General features: G+C 71.8%; 15 protein-coding genes, 1 tRNA gene and 1 other RNA gene. 7 read left to right on the top strand and 10 right to left on the bottom strand.

What is annotated here, in order from left to right:
• Positions 1–179 precede the first annotated feature (179 nt).
• Positions 180–1,169: an L-glyceraldehyde 3-phosphate reductase gene (gene mgrA / locus JQN84_RS01365; RefSeq protein WP_204956583.1), complete on the top strand. Its 990-nt coding sequence runs from the start codon at positions 180–182 to the stop codon at positions 1,167–1,169.
• 39 nt (positions 1,170–1,208) lie between these two features.
• On the opposite strand, the gene JQN84_RS01360 is transcribed toward mgrA, so the two are convergent.
• On the bottom strand, positions 1,209–2,186 hold the full coding sequence (locus JQN84_RS01360) for a lytic polysaccharide monooxygenase auxiliary activity family 9 protein (protein WP_204956582.1): 978 nt from the start codon (positions 2,184–2,186) through the stop codon (positions 1,209–1,211).
• Between the two features lie 124 nt (positions 2,187–2,310).
• On the opposite strand from JQN84_RS01360, the gene JQN84_RS01355 reads away from it, so the two are divergent.
• The 3 genes from JQN84_RS01355 (at position 2,311) to JQN84_RS01345 (ending at position 9,855) form a co-directional block, all read left to right on the top strand.
• Entirely contained in the window at positions 2,311–4,539 is a 2,229-nt protein-coding gene (locus JQN84_RS01355; protein WP_204956581.1) for a DUF4153 domain-containing protein, read from the top strand.
• Positions 4,540–4,838: 299 nt separating this feature from the next.
• Complete coding sequence (locus JQN84_RS01350; protein ID WP_307820942.1) at positions 4,839–8,927, top strand: Ig-like domain-containing protein; 4,089 nt, start codon at positions 4,839–4,841, stop codon at positions 8,925–8,927.
• A 214-nt stretch (positions 8,928–9,141) separates the two neighbouring features.
• On the top strand, positions 9,142–9,855 hold the full coding sequence (locus JQN84_RS01345) for an EcsC family protein (RefSeq protein ID WP_204956579.1): 714 nt from the start codon (positions 9,142–9,144) through the stop codon (positions 9,853–9,855).
• A gap of 230 nt (positions 9,856–10,085) precedes the next feature.
• Here JQN84_RS01345 and JQN84_RS01340 read toward each other — a convergent pair whose 3' ends face one another.
• Genes JQN84_RS01340 through JQN84_RS01325 form a run of 4 tightly spaced genes read right to left on the bottom strand, consistent with a single transcriptional unit; the run spans position 10,086 to position 13,662 of the window.
• Positions 10,086–10,931, bottom strand: coding sequence for an ABC transporter ATP-binding protein (locus tag JQN84_RS01340; protein WP_204956578.1), 846 nt, complete (start codon positions 10,929–10,931; stop codon positions 10,086–10,088).
• Positions 10,932–10,954: 23 nt separating this feature from the next.
• A complete protein-coding gene (locus JQN84_RS01335; protein ID WP_204956577.1) occupies positions 10,955–11,797 on the bottom strand; it encodes an ABC transporter permease in 843 nt (280 codons plus the stop codon).
• Entirely contained in the window at positions 11,794–12,645 is an 852-nt protein-coding gene (locus tag JQN84_RS01330) for an ABC transporter permease (RefSeq protein WP_204956576.1), read from the bottom strand. Before JQN84_RS01330 ends, JQN84_RS01335 begins: the two co-directional genes overlap by 4 nt.
• 51 nt (positions 12,646–12,696) lie before the next feature.
• Positions 12,697–13,662: an ABC transporter substrate-binding protein gene (locus JQN84_RS01325; RefSeq protein ID WP_204956575.1), complete on the bottom strand. Its 966-nt coding sequence runs from the start codon at positions 13,660–13,662 to the stop codon at positions 12,697–12,699.
• A gap of 518 nt (positions 13,663–14,180) precedes the next feature.
• On the opposite strand from JQN84_RS01325, the gene JQN84_RS31870 reads away from it, so the two are divergent.
• Positions 14,181–14,309: a hypothetical protein gene (locus JQN84_RS31870; protein ID WP_255553766.1), complete on the top strand. Its 129-nt coding sequence runs from the start codon at positions 14,181–14,183 to the stop codon at positions 14,307–14,309.
• A gap of 446 nt (positions 14,310–14,755) precedes the next feature.
• Here JQN84_RS31870 and JQN84_RS01320 read toward each other — a convergent pair.
• Both JQN84_RS01320 and JQN84_RS01315 read right to left on the bottom strand, forming a co-directional pair.
• Positions 14,756–14,828 (bottom strand) — tRNA-Ala (locus tag JQN84_RS01320).
• 84 nt (positions 14,829–14,912) lie between these two features.
• Entirely contained in the window at positions 14,913–15,512 is a 600-nt protein-coding gene (locus JQN84_RS01315; RefSeq protein WP_204956574.1) for a YqgE/AlgH family protein, read from the bottom strand.
• A gap of 141 nt (positions 15,513–15,653) precedes the next feature.
• Here JQN84_RS01315 and JQN84_RS01310 point away from each other — a divergent pair, with 141 nt between their 5' ends.
• Together JQN84_RS01310 and mdlC are read left to right on the top strand one after the other, a co-directional pair.
• A complete protein-coding gene (locus JQN84_RS01310) occupies positions 15,654–16,457 on the top strand; it encodes an S-methyl-5'-thioadenosine phosphorylase (protein WP_204956573.1) in 804 nt (267 codons plus the stop codon).
• Positions 16,458–16,615: 158 nt separating this feature from the next.
• A complete protein-coding gene (gene mdlC / locus JQN84_RS01305; protein ID WP_204956572.1) occupies positions 16,616–18,211 on the top strand; it encodes a benzoylformate decarboxylase in 1,596 nt (531 codons plus the stop codon).
• 168 nt (positions 18,212–18,379) lie between these two features.
• Here the strand turns inward: mdlC and JQN84_RS01300 are convergent, their stop codons facing one another.
• The 3 genes from JQN84_RS01300 to smpB all read right to left on the bottom strand — a co-directional run bounded on the left by JQN84_RS01300 (position 18,380) and on the right by smpB (position 20,705).
• Entirely contained in the window at positions 18,380–19,360 is a 981-nt protein-coding gene (locus tag JQN84_RS01300; RefSeq protein ID WP_204956571.1) for a hypothetical protein, read from the bottom strand.
• A gap of 384 nt (positions 19,361–19,744) precedes the next feature.
• Positions 19,745–20,120: a transfer-messenger RNA gene (gene ssrA / locus JQN84_RS01295) on the bottom strand.
• 105 nt (positions 20,121–20,225) lie between these two features.
• A complete protein-coding gene (gene smpB, locus JQN84_RS01290) occupies positions 20,226–20,705 on the bottom strand; it encodes an SsrA-binding protein SmpB (RefSeq protein WP_204927317.1) in 480 nt (159 codons plus the stop codon).
• Positions 20,706–20,824 lie beyond the last annotated feature (119 nt).

Below are 20,824 nucleotides of genomic sequence, written 5' to 3'. Positions count from 1 at the left end.
CCTCACCGCCGGGCGCGGGCCCGGATCAGCGTCGGCAGCCCGGCCAGGGGCAGGGGTGTCGAGGGGCACGTGGCGCATGGCTCGGAGCCACCCCGGCGGCGGTCCCACCGGGCTGGTTCCCGCCCGGACCACCGACGGTGGTCGCCGCCGCAGGTCGAGGCGGGGTTAGGGTCGGGGGCGTGACCTACCTCGCCGCGGCCGACCGCTACGACCGGATGACCTACCGCCGCAGCGGGCGCAGCGGCCTGCGACTGCCCGCCCTCTCACTCGGGTTGTGGCACAACTTCGGGCCGGACCGCCCGTTCGAGCGGCAACGGGACATCGTCCGCCGCGCGTTCGACCTCGGCATCACCCACTTCGACCTGGCCAACAACTACGGCCCGCCGCCCGGCGCGGCGGAGGAGGCGTTCGGCCGGCTGCTCGCCACCGACCTCAGGCCGTACCGGGACGAACTGGTGGTGTCCAGCAAGGCCGGCTACCTGATGTGGCCCGGCCCGTACGGCGAGTGGGGCTCGCGCAAGTCCCTGATCTCGTCGCTGGACCAGTCGCTGCGCCGGATGGGGCTGGACCACGTCGACATCTTCTACTCCCACCGCTTCGACCCGGACACCCCGCTGGAGGAGACGATGGGGGCGCTGGACGCCATCGTCCGGTCCGGCCGGGCACTCTACGTCGGCGTCTCCAACTACGACGCGGAGCAGACCAGGCGGGCCGCCGCGATCCTGCGTGACCTGGGCACCCCGCTGCTGATCAACCAGCCGTCGTACTCGATGCTCAACCGCTGGACCGAGGACGACGGGCTGCTCGACACGCTGGCCGAGGTCGGCGCGGGCTGCATCGCGTACAGTCCGCTGGCCCAGGGCGTGCTCACCGACCGTTACCTCGACGGCATCCCGGCCGACTCCCGGGTCCGTACCAGCGTGTTCCTCGGCGAGAGCGACGTAACCGACGAGCGGCTCGCCACCGTCCGGGGCCTCGCCGGGGTCGCCGAGCGGCGGGGGCGGACGCTGGCCCAGCTCGCCCTGGCCTGGGCGCTGCGCGACCCCCGGATGACCAGCCTGGTCATCGGGGCGAGCAGCGTGGCCCAGTTGGAGGGCAACGTCGCCGCCCTGGCCCACCTCGACCTGAACCCCGACGACCTGGCCGAGATCGACCGCCTCCTCGCCTGACGGCCGGGCCGGGTGTGGATCATGACCACCCGGCGCGGGTCACCAGACGCGGCGACGGCCGGCCCGATGGTTGCGGACGCCGCAGGGGCGGCCGGGCGGCACGGGTGCCGGGCGGCGCAGCCGGGTCGCCACCAGCGCCACCAGCAGCACGGTCACCACCGCCGCCACACCCACCGTCAGCCGGAGGTTGCCGCCGCCGACCCGGGTCACCGACGCTACCGGCACGCCGGTCTCCCCGGCGGAACCGTCACCGGCCGCGGTCGCCCCGGCGGAGGTGGCCTGGTCCGCTCCGACGCCTGCCGTCGGGCCGCCGGCCGGGTCGGTGGCAGCCGGGTCGCTGACAGCCTGCGTCGGATCGGTGGCGACCCGCGTCGGGTCGCCCGGGTCGGCCCCGCCCGCCGGGCTGAACAGCACGTCGGAGCAGGAGTAGTAGGTGTCCGGGGTGTCGGAGTTCTGCCACACCGTGTAGATCAGGTGCCGCCCGGTCAACCCGGCGGGCAGCCGCCCCGGAATCTGGTACGACCCGTCACGCAGCGGCGGGTCGGTCACCGACAGGAACGGGATCCTGTCGAGATCCGCCCAGCGCAGCGGGGTGCGCGGGTCGTAGCCGGGACGGGTGGTGTAGAGCCGGAAGGTGCCCTTGTGCGGAATGGTGCCCCGGTAACGGAACGTGTACCGCGCCCCGGCGGTCAACTCGGTCGCCGGCCAGTCCGCCCGCGCCAGGTCCAACCCCCGGTAGGCGGAGAGCCCGCCGCTGCACAACTCGCCGTCCGGGATGCGCTCCCGGTCGCGGCCGTTGACGCCGTACACCCGGATGTTGTCCCACTCGCGCAGCGCCGCGCCCGCCGACACCGCCGCCAGGCAGGCGGGCGTCGAGACGTGCGGCCCCTCCGGGCCACAGGCCGCCGAACGGCTCAACGGGCTGGTCGGTGCGCCGTGCGCGGCGGCAGGAGCCGCATCGAGCAGCACGGTCACCGCCACGACCGCGAGGGCGGCGAACGTTGCGCGTACGGTCATCTGGTCGACCTCCCGCCCTTGGTACGGATGCGGGCGGGCAAAGGTTCGACGGTACGGCGTGCGGGCCGGCGGCGGGGGTCGGTTGCCTCTACAGTGACCGCACGTGCCATATCAAGGAGCGTACGTGTCCGAACCGGAACCGACCTCACACTCCCCCGGGGGCAGCCCGCCGGCCGGAGTGCCGTACCTGTTGACCGTGCCCGCCCAGGAAGGGCTGCCGCCGGCGATCAGGTGGCCCGGTCGGGAGGGTGAGCCCGGCTGGGCCATCCCGGTCCAGGTCCCGGACGGCACCCTCGGGTACGCGCTCTTCCTGCCCCTGGTGCCGACCAGCGGCGACACCGCGCCCGGGGCCGCCGGAGGAGCCCCGGCCCTCCTTGCGGCCGGCCCGGCTGGCGACGGCCCGGCCGGCCCGGTCGCCACGGCGCCACCGGTGCCCCCGCCCGGCCCGGCAGCAGCCACCGACGGCTCACCGGCAACCACGGCACCGGCCCCGGCGACGCCCGCCCCGGCGGCCGACGAGGCAGCGGCAGGGTCGGCGGCAGGTGGGTCGGGCCGGTCGGTGAGCGTGCCGGCACCGCGCACCGCGGCGGCCCCGGCGGACGACGCGCCGACCCAGCCCGCCCCGCTCCCGGCCGCCGCCCCGGCGACGCCCGGCCCGCAGGAAGGCCCGGGTCGACCCGTACCCTCCGGCCAGCAACCGCCACCCGGGACCGGCGTGCCCGGCCCCGGTCAGCAGGCCGTCTTCGGCCGCCCGGGGTCTGCCGCATTCGGCACGCCGCCGGGCGGCGGCCGACCGGCGCAGTGGGGTGTGGCGCCCGAATCCTGGGCCCCGGTCCCGCCCCCGCCGTCGTTCCTGAGCGCCCGGTGGCCCGGTCCCCGGCCCGCCACCGGCTGGGCGGTGCCGGCGGCGGTCCTGGCCGGGGCGTTGGGCGTAGCGTTCTTCGTCCCGCTGAGCCGCACCGGCATCGGCTGGTTCCTCGGCTGGCTGGTCCTCACCGTCGGGGTGGTCGCGGCCGTCAGGCGCAACGCCGACGCGCTGACCCGCACCGACATGCTGATCCGGGGCGGCTGGGCGGTGGCCGCGCTGGCGCTGCTGGCCGTGCTGACCTTCCGTAACGCCTGGTGGTTGGTGACCTTCTGCGTCCTCGGGGCGCTGGGCTGCGCCACCCTGGCGATCGTGGGCGGCAGACAGGTCCGGTCCATCCTGTTCAGCCTGGTCGCGGCCCCGTTCGCGGCGCTGCGCGGGCTGCCCTGGGTACGCCGGCACGTGACCGCCACCGGCGGCGGCCAGCTGGTGCGCCGGGTCGTCGGCTCGGTCGCCGCCACCGCCGTGGTGCTGCTCGTGTTCGGGCTGCTGCTGTCCTCCGCCGACGCCGCGTTCGACCAGGTGCTCGGCGCGGTCGTGCCCGAGGTCAACGTCGGCACGGTGTTCCGCTGGCTCTTCCTGGCCGCCGTCGGCGGGTTGATCGCCGTCGCCGCCACGTACACCCTGGCCGCGCCACCGGACCTGTCGACCGTCGACCGGGAGGGTCGGCGTCGGCTGGGCATGCTGGAGTGGGCCCCGGCCATCGCCGCCCTGACGCTGCTCTTCGTCGGTTTCGTCGCGGTGCAGTTCACGGTGCTCTTCGGCGGTCAGCGGCACGTCCTGCGTACCGCCGGGCTGAGCTACGCCGAGTACGCACGCAGCGGATTCTGGCAGCTGACCGTGGTGACCCTGTTGACCGTGGCCGTGCTGGGCGGGGTCAGCCGTTGGGCGCGACGCGAGACCCGGGCCGAACGGGTCCTGCTGCGGGCCCTGCTCGGGCTGCTCAGCGTGCTCAGTGTGGTGATCGTGGTGTCGGCGCTGTCGCGGATGTACACCTACCAGAAGGTCTACAGCTTCACCGGGGAACGGATCTTCGTGATGGCGTTCGAGCTGCTGCTCGGCGCGGTCTTCCTGATGATCCTGGCGGCGGGCGTACGGTGGCGGGGCCGGTGGATCCCCGGCGTCACCGTCGGGCTGGCCGTGGTGATGCTGCTCAGCCTGGCCGTGCTCAATCCGGAGGACTACGCGGCCCGCCGCAACATCGCCAGGTACGAGCAATCCGGCAAGATCGACGCCTGGTACCTGCGGGCGCTCTCCGCCGACGCCACCCCCGCCCTGGCCAACCTGCCGGACCGGGTGCGCCGGTGCACGCTGAGCTGGATCGACGACGACCTCGCCGAGCCCGACCCGTGGTACGCCTGGAACCTGGGCCGTAGCCGGGCCCGCGCGGAGTTGAAGCGGCTGGGCCCGAGCGCGGTCGGCGGGCAGAAGGACTGCAAGGCCGCCGACCAGTTCGACCTGCCGAAGACCCGACGCGCCCCGCGCTGACCTCCCCGCACCGCCCTCGCCACCGACGAACGGTTCCACCCCCGCTGCCCCGACATGACCGGGATAAACGGATTGCGGAAATAGCGGTGACCATCCGCAATTCCAGCACCCGTCCGATTACCCGCCGAGTTACCGACGAGGGCGCATTTCCCCTGGTAGGCCAGTATTCGATCAACCGTAAAACTGCTGTCGACGGAAACCTCGGAGAAACGAGGGCTGGTTAGCGTTCGCGACCGTTGAACGCTCAATCTCGCTCCGAGGAGAGACCTTTGAAGGTACGAACATCGAGGAGCACGCGCGTGCTCCTCTCGGTGATCGTCGCGGTGACCGCCCCGGTGGCCCTGGCGGGGCCGGCCACCGCGGCGTCACCCATCGCGGTCGCGCCGCCTGCGGCGTCCACGACCGACCTGCCCGACCCGACGGCCCGTGGCCCCTTCGGACACCAGGCCGTCCAGGAGGCCAAACTCGGCCTCGCCAGCATCCAGGAACCGAACTCCTCAGGCGCCGACCCGACGGCCGGAACGGCACAGGCCGCGGAGCGGATCGAGATCCGGGGCCAGCTGTACACACCGGACTTCACCCGACGTACCACGCCGTCGCCGGTGCTCGTGCTGGTGCACGGCAACCACGGCTCGTGCGACTCGGGCCAGGACACCGCCCAGCTCACCTGCGCCCAGTTCAAGCACAACGAGAACGGCTACGCCTACCTCGCGGAGAACCTCGCCACCTGGGGTTACACCACCTTCTCGGTGTCCCAGGACCAGCTGATGATGCGGCAGGACAGCAGCAAGGGCAAGGGCATGCACAGCCGGCGGATGCTCATCGCCGCCACCCTGGACGCGCTGAGCGCGGCGAACCGCCCCGGTGGGCTGCCCGTCGACGAGCACACCACCGTCGGCACCACGCTCGCCGGCCGCCTCGACCTGACCCGGATCGGCCTGATGGGCCACTCGCGTGGCGGTGACGCGGTGTCCAGCTTCATCGACTACAACCGCATCCGCACCGACGGCCCGCGGTACCCGCTGCGCGGGGTCATCTCGCTCGCCCCGGTGGACTACGAGCGCAAGGCCCCGTACGGGATGCCGTACCTGTCGATCCTGCCGATGTGCGACGGCGACGTCTCCAACCTCCAGGGCGCGCGGCTGTTCGAACGCAGCCAGTACGTCAACCCGGGCGACCCGTTCCCCCGCATCCAGGTGGAGCACCTCGGCGCGATCCACAACTGGTACAACACCGTCTGGTACGCCGACGGCGGCGCGGACGGCCAGGCCAACAACGACGCGGCCTGCGGCAACTCGGCCCCGTTCGCGACCAACAACATCCATCCGCACAACCTGCGGCTCAGCGGCGCGGCCAGCTACACCGACCCGGCGCTGAACTACGCCATCGACAACTCCGACCCGCTGAACCCCGCCGTGAACACCAAGTTCTCCGGCGACGCGGCGCGGATGGGCGACCAGGAGAAGCTGGGCCTGGCGACGATGGCGGCGTTCTTCCGTCGCTACGTCGGCGGCGAGGGCGCGTTCCAGCCCTATCTGACAGGTGAGCTGGCCAACACCCCGGGTGGCCTCCAGGTCCCCGCGTCGGCCTGCCCGACCAGCCCGTCCGGCACCGCGATCGGATGCGACGAGCGGGTCAACACCAGCTACTTCGCCGCCCCGCAGGAACGGGTGGACGTGATCCGGCCCGAGGTCAACAACCCGCTCACCCGTAACGCCCTCGGCGGAACCCTGACCGGCAGCGGCTTCGCCGACCCGTACGCGCAGGCCGCCGGGGTCACCCCGAAACCGGCGAGCACCCCCGGCGGGTACGACTGGTGCAACCCGGAGCCGCAGGACTTCGCCCCGGCGCAGCTCGGTAAGACCGGGCTGCCGACCGCCGCCAAGCCCTGCCCACTGCCGGCGGCCGGCGCGCTCGGCGGGCAGAACGGCACCCGGGAGAACAGCCCCATCAACCACTCCTACGGTCGCCAGCTCACCCTCGCCTGGGAACCGGGCTCGACCGCGTCGCTGACCGCCGCGATCCCGGCCGCGTCCGCCGACGTACGGCACCTGAAGGCGCTGGCGCTCAGCGCCGCCGTGAACTTCTTCGACACCCGCAACCCGGGTGCCGACAACCGGGGCGACAACACCCGGGACACCACCGTCAACGGCACCCCGACCAACCCGGTCTGGCCCAACGAGAAGCCCACGTCGTACGACCCGGCCTCGACCACCCAGCGGTTCGTCATCGCGCTGCGCGACGCCGCCGGTCACGAGGGGACCGTCGACGCCGGTGACCCCCGCTGGGGCAACGCCCTGCACATGTCGACCGGCACGAACACCCCGAACACCCACATCGTCCTGGACCAGATCCGGGTCCCGCTCGCCGAGTTCGCGGCGCAGGGCGTCGACGTCGGTGCGCTGGCGAAGCTGGAACTCCGGTTCGGGGTGGGTGACATGCCGAAGTCCGGCTCGATCGAGCTGGCCGACGTACGTTTCCAGGAATCCGACGCGGGGGCGCAACTGCTGTCCGACGGCGACCGGGCCGACGGCGCGGGCCACGGCCCGTCCGCCCTCGGCGGCCCCGACCCGGCGACCTACCTCGCCGGCTACGACAACACCCCGGGCAACGTCGCACTCGTCGACCCGGTGGCCAACCCGCAGGGCAACACCACGTGGACGGTCGACGACGACCGGAAGCAGTGCCCGACGGCCGACTTCACCTCGATCCAGCGGGCCGTCGACTTCGCCTCGCCGTGGGACACCATCGTGGTGTGCGCGGGCGTCTACCAGGAGTCGTCGACGCCGGTGAACCATGCGTCCAACCCGGTGCAGACCGGTGCCCGCAACGGCCTGACCATCACCAAGCCCCTGAAGATCAAGGGGGCCGGCGCGGACAAGGTCACCATCAAGCCCGATCCGTCACTGGGGAACCTGGCCGGCGACCAACCGTACCTGCGCGACGGCGGCGGCAACGTGATCACCGTGTCCCGGCAGTCGCTCGGCTCGACCGACACCAACGAGATGTTCCTCGACCTCTCCGGCGTGACGGTGACCTCCGGCGACGTCTGGGCCGAGGCGGGCATCGCGTTCTTCGGCGCGGCCGGCCGGGTCGCCGACAGCGTCGTCGGCCCGCTGCGGGTGGCGACCACCGACGAGGAACTCGCCGCCCACCCGCACGGCTGGGGCATCGTCAAGACCGGCATCATCCGGGGGGCCGGCACCGGCACCGTCGAGAGCGAGCTGACCGTCACCGGCAGCGTGGTCAGCGGCTACCAGTCCGGCGGCATCCTCTTCGACGGCGCGCGGGGCCGCGACGGCACCCCCGAGACCACCGTCCGCTCCGGCATCCGCCAACACGGGTACGTGACCGACACCGTGGTCACCGGCGAGCCGAACAGCCGGTTCCCGCAGACCGGCATCGCGTACACCAGCGGGACGGACGGCTTCGTGAACACCAGCCGGATCACCGGGAACTACTACCCGCCCGCACCCCAACGGTCGTACGGCATCCTGCTGACCGACGCCGGCACCGAGACCGCCGGGGCGCTCACCGGCTACCGCAACTTCCTCACCGGCAACGGGTTCGCCGTCTACAACGCCAACGCCGACAACACCGCCGTACGCGAGGGCGCCCCGTTCGCGCTGACCGGCAGCTACCTCGGCAGCGGGCCACCGGTCCCGGGCGGACCGGCGGTCCCGGCCACCGGCATCGAGGCGATCTCCGGCGTGGACGGCACCGGCGCGGCCACGGTCACCGTCACCAAGCGCCGGCCGACCCCACCACCGGCAGTGCCGACCGCGGTGGGCCGGGTCGCCGACGCCGCGCCCTCGGCCGAACTGGCCGACCCGGGACGCGGGGCGGTGTTCCAGGTCGGGTCGACCGTGCACCCGCTGATCCGGGGCACCGACGACTTCGCCATCGCCTCGACGAGCCTGTTCGTCAACGGCACCCTGGTCGGCACCAGCACCACCGCCCCCTACCTGTTCGACTGGACACCGGCGGCGAAGGACGCCGGTAGGCAGGTCAAGTTCCAGGCGATGGTGGTCGACTCGTCCGGGCAGTCGACGCTGTCCAAGCCGGTCATCGGCACGGTCGACCCGGCGACCCCGGCCCCGACCGTACGGATCGACAAGGTGGAGGCCGACCCCACCTCGGGTACGGCGACACTCACCGCGACGGTCAACACCGCCGGCACCCTCACCCTCAGCGGGGAGAAGGTCAACGCGGTCAGCCGGCAGGTGGCGAAGGCGAACACGGTGACGGTGGCCGTGACGGTGGCACCTGCGTACCGGCAGACGCTGGTCAAGACCGGTCGGCTGGACGTGACGTTCACCGTCGGGTTCGCCAACGCGGCAGGTCAGAGCCCGGGTGAGACGGTGCAGGTGACCCTGATCAGATCGTGACGGCCCGACACTGAGGGGAGGGGTCCGTCGGGACCCCTCCCCTCAGCACGTGTGCGAGCAGGCCGCGTCGGACCGGGTCTGTCGGTTAGCCGATCGAACCAATGATCTGGAAGTTCCTATGTGGATCATACGTACGTCCGGCGGTCGACGCCTGCACCGGTGCGCCCCCGCACCTGGTCACCGGCCGGCTGATGTAGGGCCAGGAGGAGAAACGATGGACGCGGACGAGCACAGCGCGGGCCCTTCCAACGCGATAGCCCGCCACTTCCAGAACCTGACCGTGAAGGTCATCCAGGATGGCGTCGGCCCGATCACCGGGTCGGTCCCCTACGCGGAGGCCCGCCTCAGCAAGGCCCTCCCGGCCACAGCAGGCTCGATCATCGATCCCGACGGGGTGCCCCTGCGCGACCGTGCGAGCGAAGCGGCGATCGAGCGGGTGATCGATCGACTGATCAAGGAGTCGGTGGCTGCGGCGTCGACGAACGGGTTCGTCACCGGCCTGGGCGGTTTCGTGGCCATGCCCGTCACCCTCCCCGCGAACATCGCCGGATCACTGGTGATCAACGCACGACTCGTCGGGTCGATCGCGTACCTGCGGGGTTACGACATCTCGGATCCGCACGTCCAGACCTTCATCTTTCTCACCACGGCAGGCGGGACGCTGGCAAGCTCGCTCCAGGGGGTGGGAGTCAAGGTCGGGGCGAAGTTGACCGCCCAAATGATCAAGGCGATCCCGATCGCCGTCATTCGGAAGATCAACGCACAGGTCGGCTTCATGCTTCTCGCCAAGTACGGCACGCAGCGTTCGGCCATCACCCTGGCCAAGGGGATCCCGATCGCGGGGGGCCTCGTCGGAGCCGGGATGGATGCCGCCCTCACTGCTCTGGTGGGCCGCGCCGCCAAGGCCAACTTCCCGGCGTCCATCTGAGCCGCCGGCTGCTGCCCGGGGCAGCGGTCCGGCCGAGCGAGGACGGACGGCCGGATCCGCAGGCGCACGGGGAACCCTCCGCTCCAGTGCCTGTGAGGTGGGTAGCCGTTGTCGTGCGGCGTACCTCTGTCAGGCCCGTCGCGTCCCGAGCAGCAGAGCAGACGGAAAGCGGGACGGGCTTCCCGAAAGGCCCGTCCCGCCGCTGCGTCGGCACGACCCGGTTCACCCGGTCAGCTCGGCTCCCCTGCCAGCGAGGTCCGCCGCTGCGACGCCATGACCAGGGAGTAGACGTGCTCGCGGAGTTCACCGAAGAGCGGGGTCTGCTTGGTCGCGATCTGGTCGCGGGGCCGGTCGAGGGTGACCGGCAGGTCCGCCACGACGACCGACGGGCCCTGCGACAGCACGACCACCCGGTCGGACAGGTACACCGCCTCGTCGATGTCGTGGGTCACGAACAGCACCGTCGTACCGGTCTCCGCCCAGACCTTGAGCAACAGGTCCTCCAGGCTGGCCCGGGTCTGGGCGTCCACCGAGGCGAACGGCTCGTCCATGATCAGCATTTCCGGTCGTACGGCGAGCCCCCGGGCGATGGCGACCCGCTGCTGCATGCCGCCGGAGAGCTGCCACGGGTGCAACCCGGCGGCGTGCGCCAGGCCGACCATCTCCAGCGACTCCTGCACCCGCTGCCGGATCTCGGCGCGGGGCAGGCCCCGGTCGCGCAACGGGAGGGCGACGTTCTTCTCGACGGTCAACCAGGGGAACAGCGAGCGACTGTAGTCCTGGAAGACGACCGCCACGCCGTCGCGGGGGCCGGACATCCGTTCCCCCCGGAACATCACCGCACCGCCGGAGATGGGCAGTAGCCCGGCGATGCACATCATCAGGGTGGTCTTGCCGCAGCCGGAGGGCCCCACCACCGACACGAACTGGCCGGCGTGGACGGCGAACTCGATGCTGCGTACGGCGGGCACGTCGCCCTTGCGGGACCGGTAGGACTTGCTCAGCTGCTGCACGTCGAGCACGGCGGTGTCGAGGGCGGCACCGGGCTGGTGCGGTCGGGTAGTCACGGGGTTCATCCGGGGCTCCTACGTGGTGTCGGTCAGTGGCTTTCGGCGCTGTCGGGGCGCACGTTGCGGTGCCACCGCAGCAGCACCCGCTCGACCAGGGCGAAGACGGCGTTGAAGAGGATGCCGAGCAGTGCCAGCAGGACGATCGCCGACCACAGTTGCGGGAACTGGAACAGCCGCTGCTGGCTCACGATGTAGAACCCGAGGCCGGCGGTGGCGGCGTACAGCTCGGAGATCACCATCAGGACCAGCGCGATCCCGATGCTGATCCGCATGCCCGCGAAGATCGCGGGGCTGGCACCGGGCAGCAGGACCCGCAGGAAGTAGCGCCGCCGGGTCAGTCGCAGGCTCCGGGCGGCGGTGACCACCGTACGGTCGATGCCCCGGACGCCGTCGTAGGTGTTGATCAGGATCGGCCAGAGGCAGCCCAGCGCGATGAGGAAGACGTTCATCCCGCTGGTGATGCCGAACAGCACGATGGCGATGGGCAGCAGAGCGGTGACCGGCACCGACATGCCCAGCCGGATCAGCGGGTTGAAGAACGCGCCGGCCGGCCGCCACACCCCGATCAGGATGCCGAGGCCGACGCCGAGCACCGTCGCCGCGCCGTAGCCCAGGCCGAGCCGGACGAGGCTCGGCAGGACGTCGACCCGGAACTGGGAGCTGAGGAACAGCGACGACGGCGACGCGGACAGCCAGGTGTCGACGAACGCGCCGAAGATCTGCGACACCGGCGGCACGAACAGGGAGCCCACCCTCCGGGCGGCGACCTCCCACACCACCAGCAGCAGGGCGAGCAGCCACAGCGACCGCACCCCGCGTCCCACCGCCAGCGCCGACGTGACCACCGGCCGGTTCAGTCCCTGCCCGCTCATCGTCCACCCTCCCGCTGTGCCTGGCCCCACGGCACCACCAGGCGTTCGACCAGGTTGAAGCCGTAGTAGAGGCCCATTCCGAGCAGGCCGACGAGCAGGATGCCCGCGTAGACGAAGTCGGGTCGCTGCGCCTGCTGGTACGTGGTGATCACCGTTCCCACCCCGTTGGTGGCCCCGAGCAGTTCGGCGGAGAGCACCACGATGAGCGCCGTCGAGCTGGCCACCCGCAGCCCGGTGGCGATGGACGGGGCCGCCGACGGCAGCACCACCCGGGTCAGTAGCCGGATTCGCGTCCAGCCCATGCTCCGCCCCGTGGCCAGCATCAGCGGTTCGGTGTCGCGGACGCCGTACATCGCGTTGAGCAGGATCGGCCAGAAGATCGCGTAGATCGCCAGGGACACCTTCATCTGGGTGCCGAGGCCGAACATCAGGATGGCGATCGGCAGGAACGCCGAGGAGGGGATCGACCGGCCGGCGTGCACCACCGAGGACGACGGCCGGTAGAGGGCGGAGAAGTAGCCCAGGGTCAGCCCCAGCGGAATGCCGACGGCGCTGGCGACGAGCATCGCGAGCAGCCACGCCCAGAGGGTCTGCGCCACCTCGGTCAGGAACGTCGCGTCGACGAGCAGTTCGCCGGCGCGTTGCAGGGTGTCCACCGGGTACGGCAGGGAGTCCACCGAGACCGCCCCGGCCCGGACCACCAGGTCCCACAGCACGAACATGGTCACCACGCCCGCCACGCCCAGCACCCAGTCGGGTGTGGGGCCCCACCGGCGGGCCGCGACGGGCCCGCCGGTGGGTCGGGCGTCCGCCTCGACCTGGTCAATCACGTGGACGTCCGACGCCATGTCACGTCCTCTCCCCTCATGGTGGCCCGCCTTCCGCGACGACAGGACAGGTCAGGACCGCGCGAAGTCGGTGACGAAGGGCCCCAGGTCGGGCTTCTTCTGGAGCATCTTCAGGTCGACCATCTGCTGGGCCATCCGGTCCAGCGCAGCGACGTCGACGTCCGCTTCGAGGGCGTTCTGCGGTTGGGCGGCGAGGGTCTCCGCCGGCACCTTCTGGCATTCGGAGAGCAACCGGAACGCCTCGGCGGTGTTGGCCGGGTCGCTGAGCTGCTGCGCGGTCTCGGTGATCGCCTCGTGGAAGCGCTTGGCGGCGTCGCCCTTGCCGACGAAGCTCTTGGCGGCGACGTAGGTCGCGATGTAGATCTTGTCGCTGCTGGCGAAGGGGTCGGCCAGGCTACGGACGTTGTCGTTGTTGTTGCCCAGCAGCGAGTAGCCCAGCTGCGCGGCGTCGACCCGTCCGCTGAGCACGGCGGGGACCTGCTCGGCGAAGGGCAGCGCCACGAAGCTGACGCTGTCCGGCTCGACTCCGTTGGCCTTCAGCCAGCTCGCGGTCACGATCTGGTTGATGCCGTTGATCTCGTTGACCGCGATCTTCTTGCCGGCGAGGTCGCCGGCCGCCTTGATCGGGGAGTCCTTGCCGACGAAGACGCCCTGCGCGGGCTTCGCCGGCGGCAACGCGTTGACGTTCACCCCGGACACCATCTGGATCGGGAAACCGGTGTTGTAGGCGTTGATCGCGGTGTAGCCGTTGACGTAGCCGAAGTCGGCCGCGCCGGACAGGACTGCGGCGACCGCCGCCGAGCCACCTCCGGAGCGGACCAGCTCGACGTCGAGGCGGTGCTTGCCGTAGACGCCCTTCCCGATCGCCCAGGTGTTCCAGATTTCGCAGCCGAACGTCGTGACGGAAACCTTCGTGGTGCCGTCCGCGCTGTCCGCAGCGCCTTCGGCGCCCCCGCAGGCGCTCGTGAAGAGCAGTGCGGCAAGGGCGACCATCGCACCGGTACGTCGTGTGTTCATCGTGATGCTCCTATGTGCTTCGCGCGTGGCCCGACGTCTCCCGCCGCCGACGTCGGCGGCGGGGATGAGGGCTCGGTGGGTACGAAGGGACGGCTCCGCCGCGACGGATACGGCCGCCTGGCTGCTGCGGCGCGGGTCCGACGCGAACTGCATCGACTCGGTGATGGTGCGGAATGCCTGAACTGCCAGATTGGGAGGGATCAATCAGGGCCGCGAGAACCGCAGACGGCGTCACGGCATGGCCGGGCAACGCTGGTCACGGCCGGTTCGGGCGGTCGGGCTGCACCCCAGCAGCACCCTGACGCCTCGCCGACTTGCAGCGAAGGTACGGGGCCCGAAAACCCCTGTCAAGATGCGAAACGATATCTCGCATTACGCCAAGTCGGTGTGTGCCGGTGCCCTCGCAACCCGGCGAACGCGCAGGTCGGCGGGCAGGTAACGATCCATCCCCCGTGGTTGACCGGGCCGGCAACGGCGGCTAGCTTCTCCACCAGATGCCGTCGGCCCCGGGAGTGGACATGAGCGTGGAAGAGCCCGTCGCGGCCGTTCCCGCCATCACCCGCGCGCCGATCGGCCACTGGAAGGGACCGGAGTTCCCCGCCATCCGCCCCGGCACCGGCGCGGGCAAGGCACTCGTCCCGTTCTGATCGGCAGCTCCGCGCCCAGGCGCACCCTGCCCGGATCCGGAAACACCTACCGCACCGGCCGCTGCCGCCCACCGGGTGGCCGGGCCGCCCGTAGTCGGTGACCCCAGCACCCCGGAAACTGCGGCAGTTCCCCGCCCGTACCCCCGACGGCCCCGCCGGCGTCGTCGCGGCCGGCCCCGGCGCAGGAGACCCGCCCACCCCCGCAACCCCAGCCGGGCAGGTGGGCCGGTCCCACACCCCAGCGCGCGGGTGGCCGGCCCGGTACGGGCGCGGTCACGACGACCGGCCACCCCGCGTCACCGACCCGGTGCCCGGGTGGCCGACGACGTCAACCCCACCGTCGACTCAGGCTGCCCGTGCCCCGGGTGGCGTCGTCAACCGGGGCCGGACACGGAAAAGCGGCCCGGTCGATACTCGACCAGGCCGCTGACCTGTTGCCTCAAGGGTGGAGCCGAGGGGACTCGAACCCCTGACCCCCACACTGCCAGTGTGGTGCGCTACCAGCTGCGCCACGGCCCCTTGCGGTCGTCCCGGTCGCCCGGGCACGGAGAGAACTATACACACGCGGCCGAGCATGGTCATCTCGCGGGGGTCCCCTGCCGATCAGTTCAACGCGACGTCCGGCGGGAAGTGCGCGACCGCCGCCATCATGCCACCCTGCCGGCGCAGCACCATCGGCCAGAGGTCGTCCGGGCGGTCGACGAAGGCGTCACCGGGCAGCGCGTCGAGCACGAACCAGGAGCCGTCCTCGATCTCCTGCTCCAGTTGCCCGGACCCCCAGCCGGAGTAGCCGGCGAAGACCCGGATGCCGCCGATGCTGTCACGCATCCGCTCCGGATCGGAGGACAGGTCGATCGTGCCCACCGCGCCGGAGATCGGCTGGAAACCCTTCAACCGGCGCATCGGATGACGCATCCGGGCCAGACAGATCGCCGACTCCGGCTGCACCGGACCGCCCTCGAAGAGCACCGCCGGGTGCCGGGCGAGATCGCTCCACTCGCCGAGGACGTCCGCGACGGCCACCTCGGTGGCCCGGTTGAGCACCACCCCGAGCGCACCGTTGGCCTCGTGGGCGACCAGCAGCACCACCGTACGATCGAAGTTCGGGTCCTTGAGGGCCGGTGTCGCGACCAGCAGCCGCCCGGTCATCGACTCCACGGCACGACCGCTGATCGCCGGTCCCTCCCCCTGCGTCTCGGACATCGTCAGCCGCGCACCGGGTCCGACAACCGGGCACCACCGACCAACTGTGCTGTCACCGCCATGCCTGGCACCATAGCCTGCACCCGGTGTGGTGGCTAAGGTCTGACCGACAGGTGATCGAGGGCGGTCGAGGGAGGATCGATGGGTCCGACGGCGGACATCGCGGTGATCGGCGGTTCGGGGCTGTACGCGCTCCTCGACGACGCCACGGAACACCAGGTCGAGACCCCGTACGGCACCCCCTCTGACGTGCTCACCATCGCCACCGTGGGCGGCCGTTCGGTGGCGTTTCTGCCCCGGCACGGGCGTGATCACCGCCACCCCCCGCACCTGATTCCGTACCGGGCGAACCTGTGGGCACTGCGCACGTTGGGAGTACGCCAGGTGCTCGCCCCCTGTGCCGTCGGCGGGCTGCGCCCCGAGTTGGGCCCCGGCACGTTCGTGGTGCCCGACCAGCTCATCGACCGCACCAGCGGCCGGGTGCAGACCTACTACGACCAGGGCGCGGTGCACGTGGCGTTCGGCGACCCGTACTGCCCGGTGGGGCGGCGTACCCTGCTCGACGCGGCGGCCGGGCGCGACGTGCCGGCGGTCGACGGCGGCACGGTGGTGGTGGTCGAGGGGCCGCGCTTCTCCACCCGTGCGGAATCCCGCTGGTACGCCGCGATGGGCGGCACGGTGGTCAACATGACCGGCCACCCGGAGGCGGTGCTCGCCCGCGAACTGGCCCTCTGCTACACCTCCATCGCGCTGGTCACCGACCTGGACGCCGGGGTGGAGGCGGGCGACTCGGTCACCCAGGAGGAGGTGTTCCGGGTCTTCGGCGAGAACACCGACCGGCTGCGGGGCGTACTGCTGGACGCGGTGGCCGCCCTGCCCACCGACCGCGACTGCCCCTGCGGGCACGCGCTGGACGGCATCCGGACCCCGTTCCCCCTCCCCTGACCTGTCGCCGCACGGCCCGGACGTGCTCCCGGCAGCCCTCGGACAGGGCAATAGCCGGCAAAGCGCACGGAGCGCCGCCTGCCACCCGATAGATTCGGCAGGTCAGGGGCCCGGTCCCGGCGGACACCGGCGGGTCGGGGACGCGGAGGTGGAGGGCGATGGCGACCGTCCGGGAGACCACCTACGACCTGCTCCGCGCCCTCGGCCTGACCACGGTCTTCGGCAACCCCGGCTCGACCGAGGAGCCGTTCCTCCAGGACTTCCCGGCCGACTTCCACTACGTGCACGCCCTGCACGAGGCGTCGGCGGTCGCCATGGCCGACGGCTACGCCCAGGCCACCGGCCGGCCGGCGCACGTCAACCTGCACACCGCCCCGGGCACCGGCAACGGCATGGGCAACCTGGTCACCGCCTGGCACAACCGGACACCGCTGATCGTCTCCGCCGGGCAGCAGAGCCGGGAGATGCTGCTGATGGAGCCCCGGCTGGCCAACCGGCACCCCACCGAGCTGCCCCAGCCGTACGTGAAGTGGAGCCACGAGCCGGTGCGGGCGCAGGACGTCCCGGCGGCGTTCATGCGGGCGTACGCCACGGCGGCGCAACCACCGAGCGGCCCGGTCTACCTCTCCCTGCCGTTGGACGACTGGCACCAGCTGGCGGACCCACCACCGCAGGTGCGGACGGTGGCCACCCGGTTCGCCCCCGACCCGCGTCGGCTGCGGGAGTTCGCCGCGTTGCTGGCCGCCAGCCGCAGCCCGGTGCTGGTGCTCGGTGCCGCGGTGGACCGGGCCGCCGCCTGGCCGGTGGCGGCGGCGGTGGCCGAGCGGCTCGCTGCGCCGGTCTGGTCCGCGCCGGCACCGGAGCGGGCCGCGTTCCCGGAGCACCACCCGCACTACCGGGGGGTGCTGCCGTACGCGATCGCCCCGCTGGCCGAGAAACTCACCGGGCACGACGTGGTGCTGGTGGTCGGCGCGCCGGTGTTCCGCTACTACCCGCACGTGCCCGGCGACCACCTGCCGCCCGGGGCTCGGCTGCTGCACGTCACCGACGACCCGGACGAGGCCGCACGGGCCCCGGTGGGCGACAGCCTGCTCGGTGACGCCGGGCTGACCCTGGCCGCGCTGCTGGACCTGCTGCCCGCTGCCGACCGGCCGACACCGCCGCCCCGCCCGACGCCGGAACCGCCGGGCACCGACGACCCGCCCGACGCGGACGCGCTCTTCGCCGCGCTGGCCGCCTGCTGGCCCGCCGACGGGGTGCTGGTGCAGGAGTCACCGTCGAACCTCGCGGCGTTGCGGCGTCGACTCCCGGTGACCCGCCCGGCGTCGTACTTCACCATGGCCAGCGGAGGGCTCGGTTACGGGCTGCCCGCCGCCGTCGGTATCGCCCTCGCCGAGCGGGACACCGGGCGGGGTCGGCCGGTGGTCGCGGTGATCGGGGACGGTTCCTTCCACTACTCGGTGCAGGCGTTGTGGACCGCCGCGCAGCTGCGGCTGCCGGTGGTCGTGCTGGTCCCGGTGAACCAGCAGTACGCCATCCTCAAGGCGTTCGCCGAGCTGAAGTCCACCCCGGGCGTGCCCGGACTGGACCTGCCGGGCCTGGACCTCACCGCCATCGCCCGGGGCTACGGCTGCGCCACCCGCGTCGTCGACGCGCTGCCCGACCTGGCCGACGCGCTCACCGGGGCGCTACGTGCCGACGGCCCCACGGTGCTCCCCACACCGATCAGCACCGCCATCCCCACCCTCCTCTGACAGCGATGCTGGCCGCACCCCACTCACTGTTCCCCCGCTCGCCTGTCCGCCCGCTCGCTCGCCCGTCCGCGTTGATCAAGAGGTTTGCGTCATCCTGATCGACCGACGTGACGCAAACCTCTTGATCAACGCGAGCGTGCGACGTTCGGACGGGAAGCCCGGACCGGGTCAGTGGGCGGTCAGGGTGAGCACCCGGCCGGTGGCGACGTCGAGCACCGGCCGTTTCCCGAGCGGGGCCACCAACGTCACGGTGACCGGTTTGAACACCGCCAGGTCGATGCACTCGCCGGTGCCCCGGACCACCCCGCCGCCGACCACCACCACCTCGTCGCTCTCCCACACCAGGGCGGCGGGTCCACTGTCGCAGGCGCCCAGGCCGACCGCGTACGTCAGCCGGGCGCCGTCGACCCGGCGGAGCTGGTCGGCACCGGCCACCCCGTCCGGCAGGGGCCGGTCCGGGGCCGCCGGACCGGGTGCGGCGGTTACCGCCCGGGGCGCCACCGCCAGGCGGGCCACCGGGCTGGTCAGCTCCGCCACGGTGAAGATCCAGGCCGGTACGGCGGCGACCCCCCGACTGGTACGTACCTCGGCGGTGCCCAGGGTGACTCCGGTGACCGTGAGCGGAATGCAGGCAGCCTGGGTCGCGACGGGATCGTCCGGCCGGGTGCCGGCTGTCGGTTCGGGGGGTCGTGGTCCCCGGGGTCGCCCCTCGCACGGCGGCGGGTCCCCCTGGTCGAGCTGCCGGTACGCCTCGGCGGCGCTGATCAGCGGGACGGTCAGGGCACCATCGGGGAAGCGGATCGCTCCGTCGGCGGGCACATCGGTCGGCAGCACGATCTGGTCCCGGTACCAGCCGGCACGAAAGGCCGCCTCGGTGCCGGCGTCGAAGCCGGGCTGACCCATGAGCACCGTGGCGTCCTGCAACGGCAGGTATCCGCTCGACCACCCGGGACCGGGCCGCCAGGCCCCGGCGACCTCGACGGCCCGCCCGTCGAACACCTTCCGCTGCTTCCCCAGCTCACCATCCACCGCACCACCGGACACCACACCACCGGGCACCGCGCCACCGGGCACCGACCCGGCTGCCGCACACCCACCCACCGCCACCACGAGCCCCAACCCCCACGCCAGCCCTACGAGTCGCCGCATCCCCCTGAGACGCCCACCCACCCCTCCCGGTTCCCTCCCCTCCCAGCACCTCACCCCGCCTCGCCCACCGCGCCCGCCTCGTTGATCGAGACCATCTCCCCGGGCCCGCCCCGGTGATCAAGAGGTTTGCGTCAAGTTGATCTCCAATTCTGACGCAAACCTCTTGATCACCACGCGCCACCCGTCAAGGCCGGGTGATCAAGAGGTTTGCGTCACCCGCCGCGCCGGGTCTGACGCAAACCTCTTGATCAACAAGGCAAGGCGGGGCGGAGCACGGCGGGGCGGAGCAAGGCGGGGCGGAGCACGGCAAGGCGGAGCACGGCGTGCCGGGAGGGGGAACAGTGATGCGCCCCGATCCTTGGGGACCGGGGCGCATCATCGAGGTGGTGGAGGTGCCGGGAATCGAACCCGGGTCCTTCGCCGGTTTGTCAGGGCTTCTCCGAGCGCAGCTCGCTATGCCTCTACTCGGCCCCACCGCTCACGCGAGCAAGTTGGTGTGACGGGCCCAGTCGCTGATTGATCTCGCCGCACGGACCCCGCGACCGGGTCCGATTGGCCAGCCTTCTAGCTGATGCCGGCTAACTGGGACGAAGGCGTTCCCAGGCCGACAGACTCACTACTCGCCTCAGGCGGCGAGAGCGAAGTCAGCGCGATTTTGCTTGGCGCTTATTGGTTTCCGACGACCGATTCTCGAGACGACGTCGGCTTCCTCGGCTCGCTTCCCCTGTCGCTGCGTACGAAGTCGAAACCAGTCACCCCCTCGACGGGCCGCCGGTTGTGGCGGCACTGACCAGACTAACGCCTGCCGCAACGGGTTTCATCCCGAGCCCCGGTCCGGCCCGTTGAGCCGGACAAAGGGGATGAATCAGTCGTCCATTCCCTTGCCACGCCGACCCGACACCCGGGCGATCTCCCGGTCGGCGTCCCGCTTGGCGAGGTCCTGCCGCTTGTCGTACGACTTCTTGCCCTTGGCCAGGGCGATCTCGACCTTGGCCCAGCCGTCGGAGAAGTAGACCTGCAACGGGACCATGGTCAGGCCCCCCTCGCGGGTCTTGCCGATCAACTTGTCGATCTCCATCCGCTTCAGCAGCAGCTTGCGGGTACGCCGGGGCTCGTGGTTGGTCCAGGTGCCCTGGGTGTACTCCGGGATGTGCATGCCGTGCAGGAACAGCTCACCGTCACGTTCCTGGGCGAACGCGTCGACCAGCGAGGCCCGCCCGGCGCGCAGCGACTTGACCTCGGTGCCGGTCAACGCCATGCCCGCCTCGTACGTGTCGAGGATGGCGTAGTCGTGGCGGGCCTTCCGGTTGGAGGCGACCACCTTGCGACCCTTTTCCCGTGGCATCCGGCGCCACCTCCCTTCCACTACGCGCACCGACCACCCGGCCGGTGAGCGGGGATCATGCTACCCGAACGACAAGGACCCTCCCGCGCCGTTTCTTGCCGGCCCGGGAGGGTCCTTGT

The sequence above is a fragment of the Micromonospora humidisoli genome, from assembly GCF_016900955.1.
Classification (GTDB): domain Bacteria; phylum Actinomycetota; class Actinomycetes; order Mycobacteriales; family Micromonosporaceae; genus Micromonospora; species Micromonospora wenchangensis.
The sequence above is the reverse complement of the archived record's forward strand: the minus strand, read 5'-3'. Positions and strand labels throughout refer to the sequence as shown.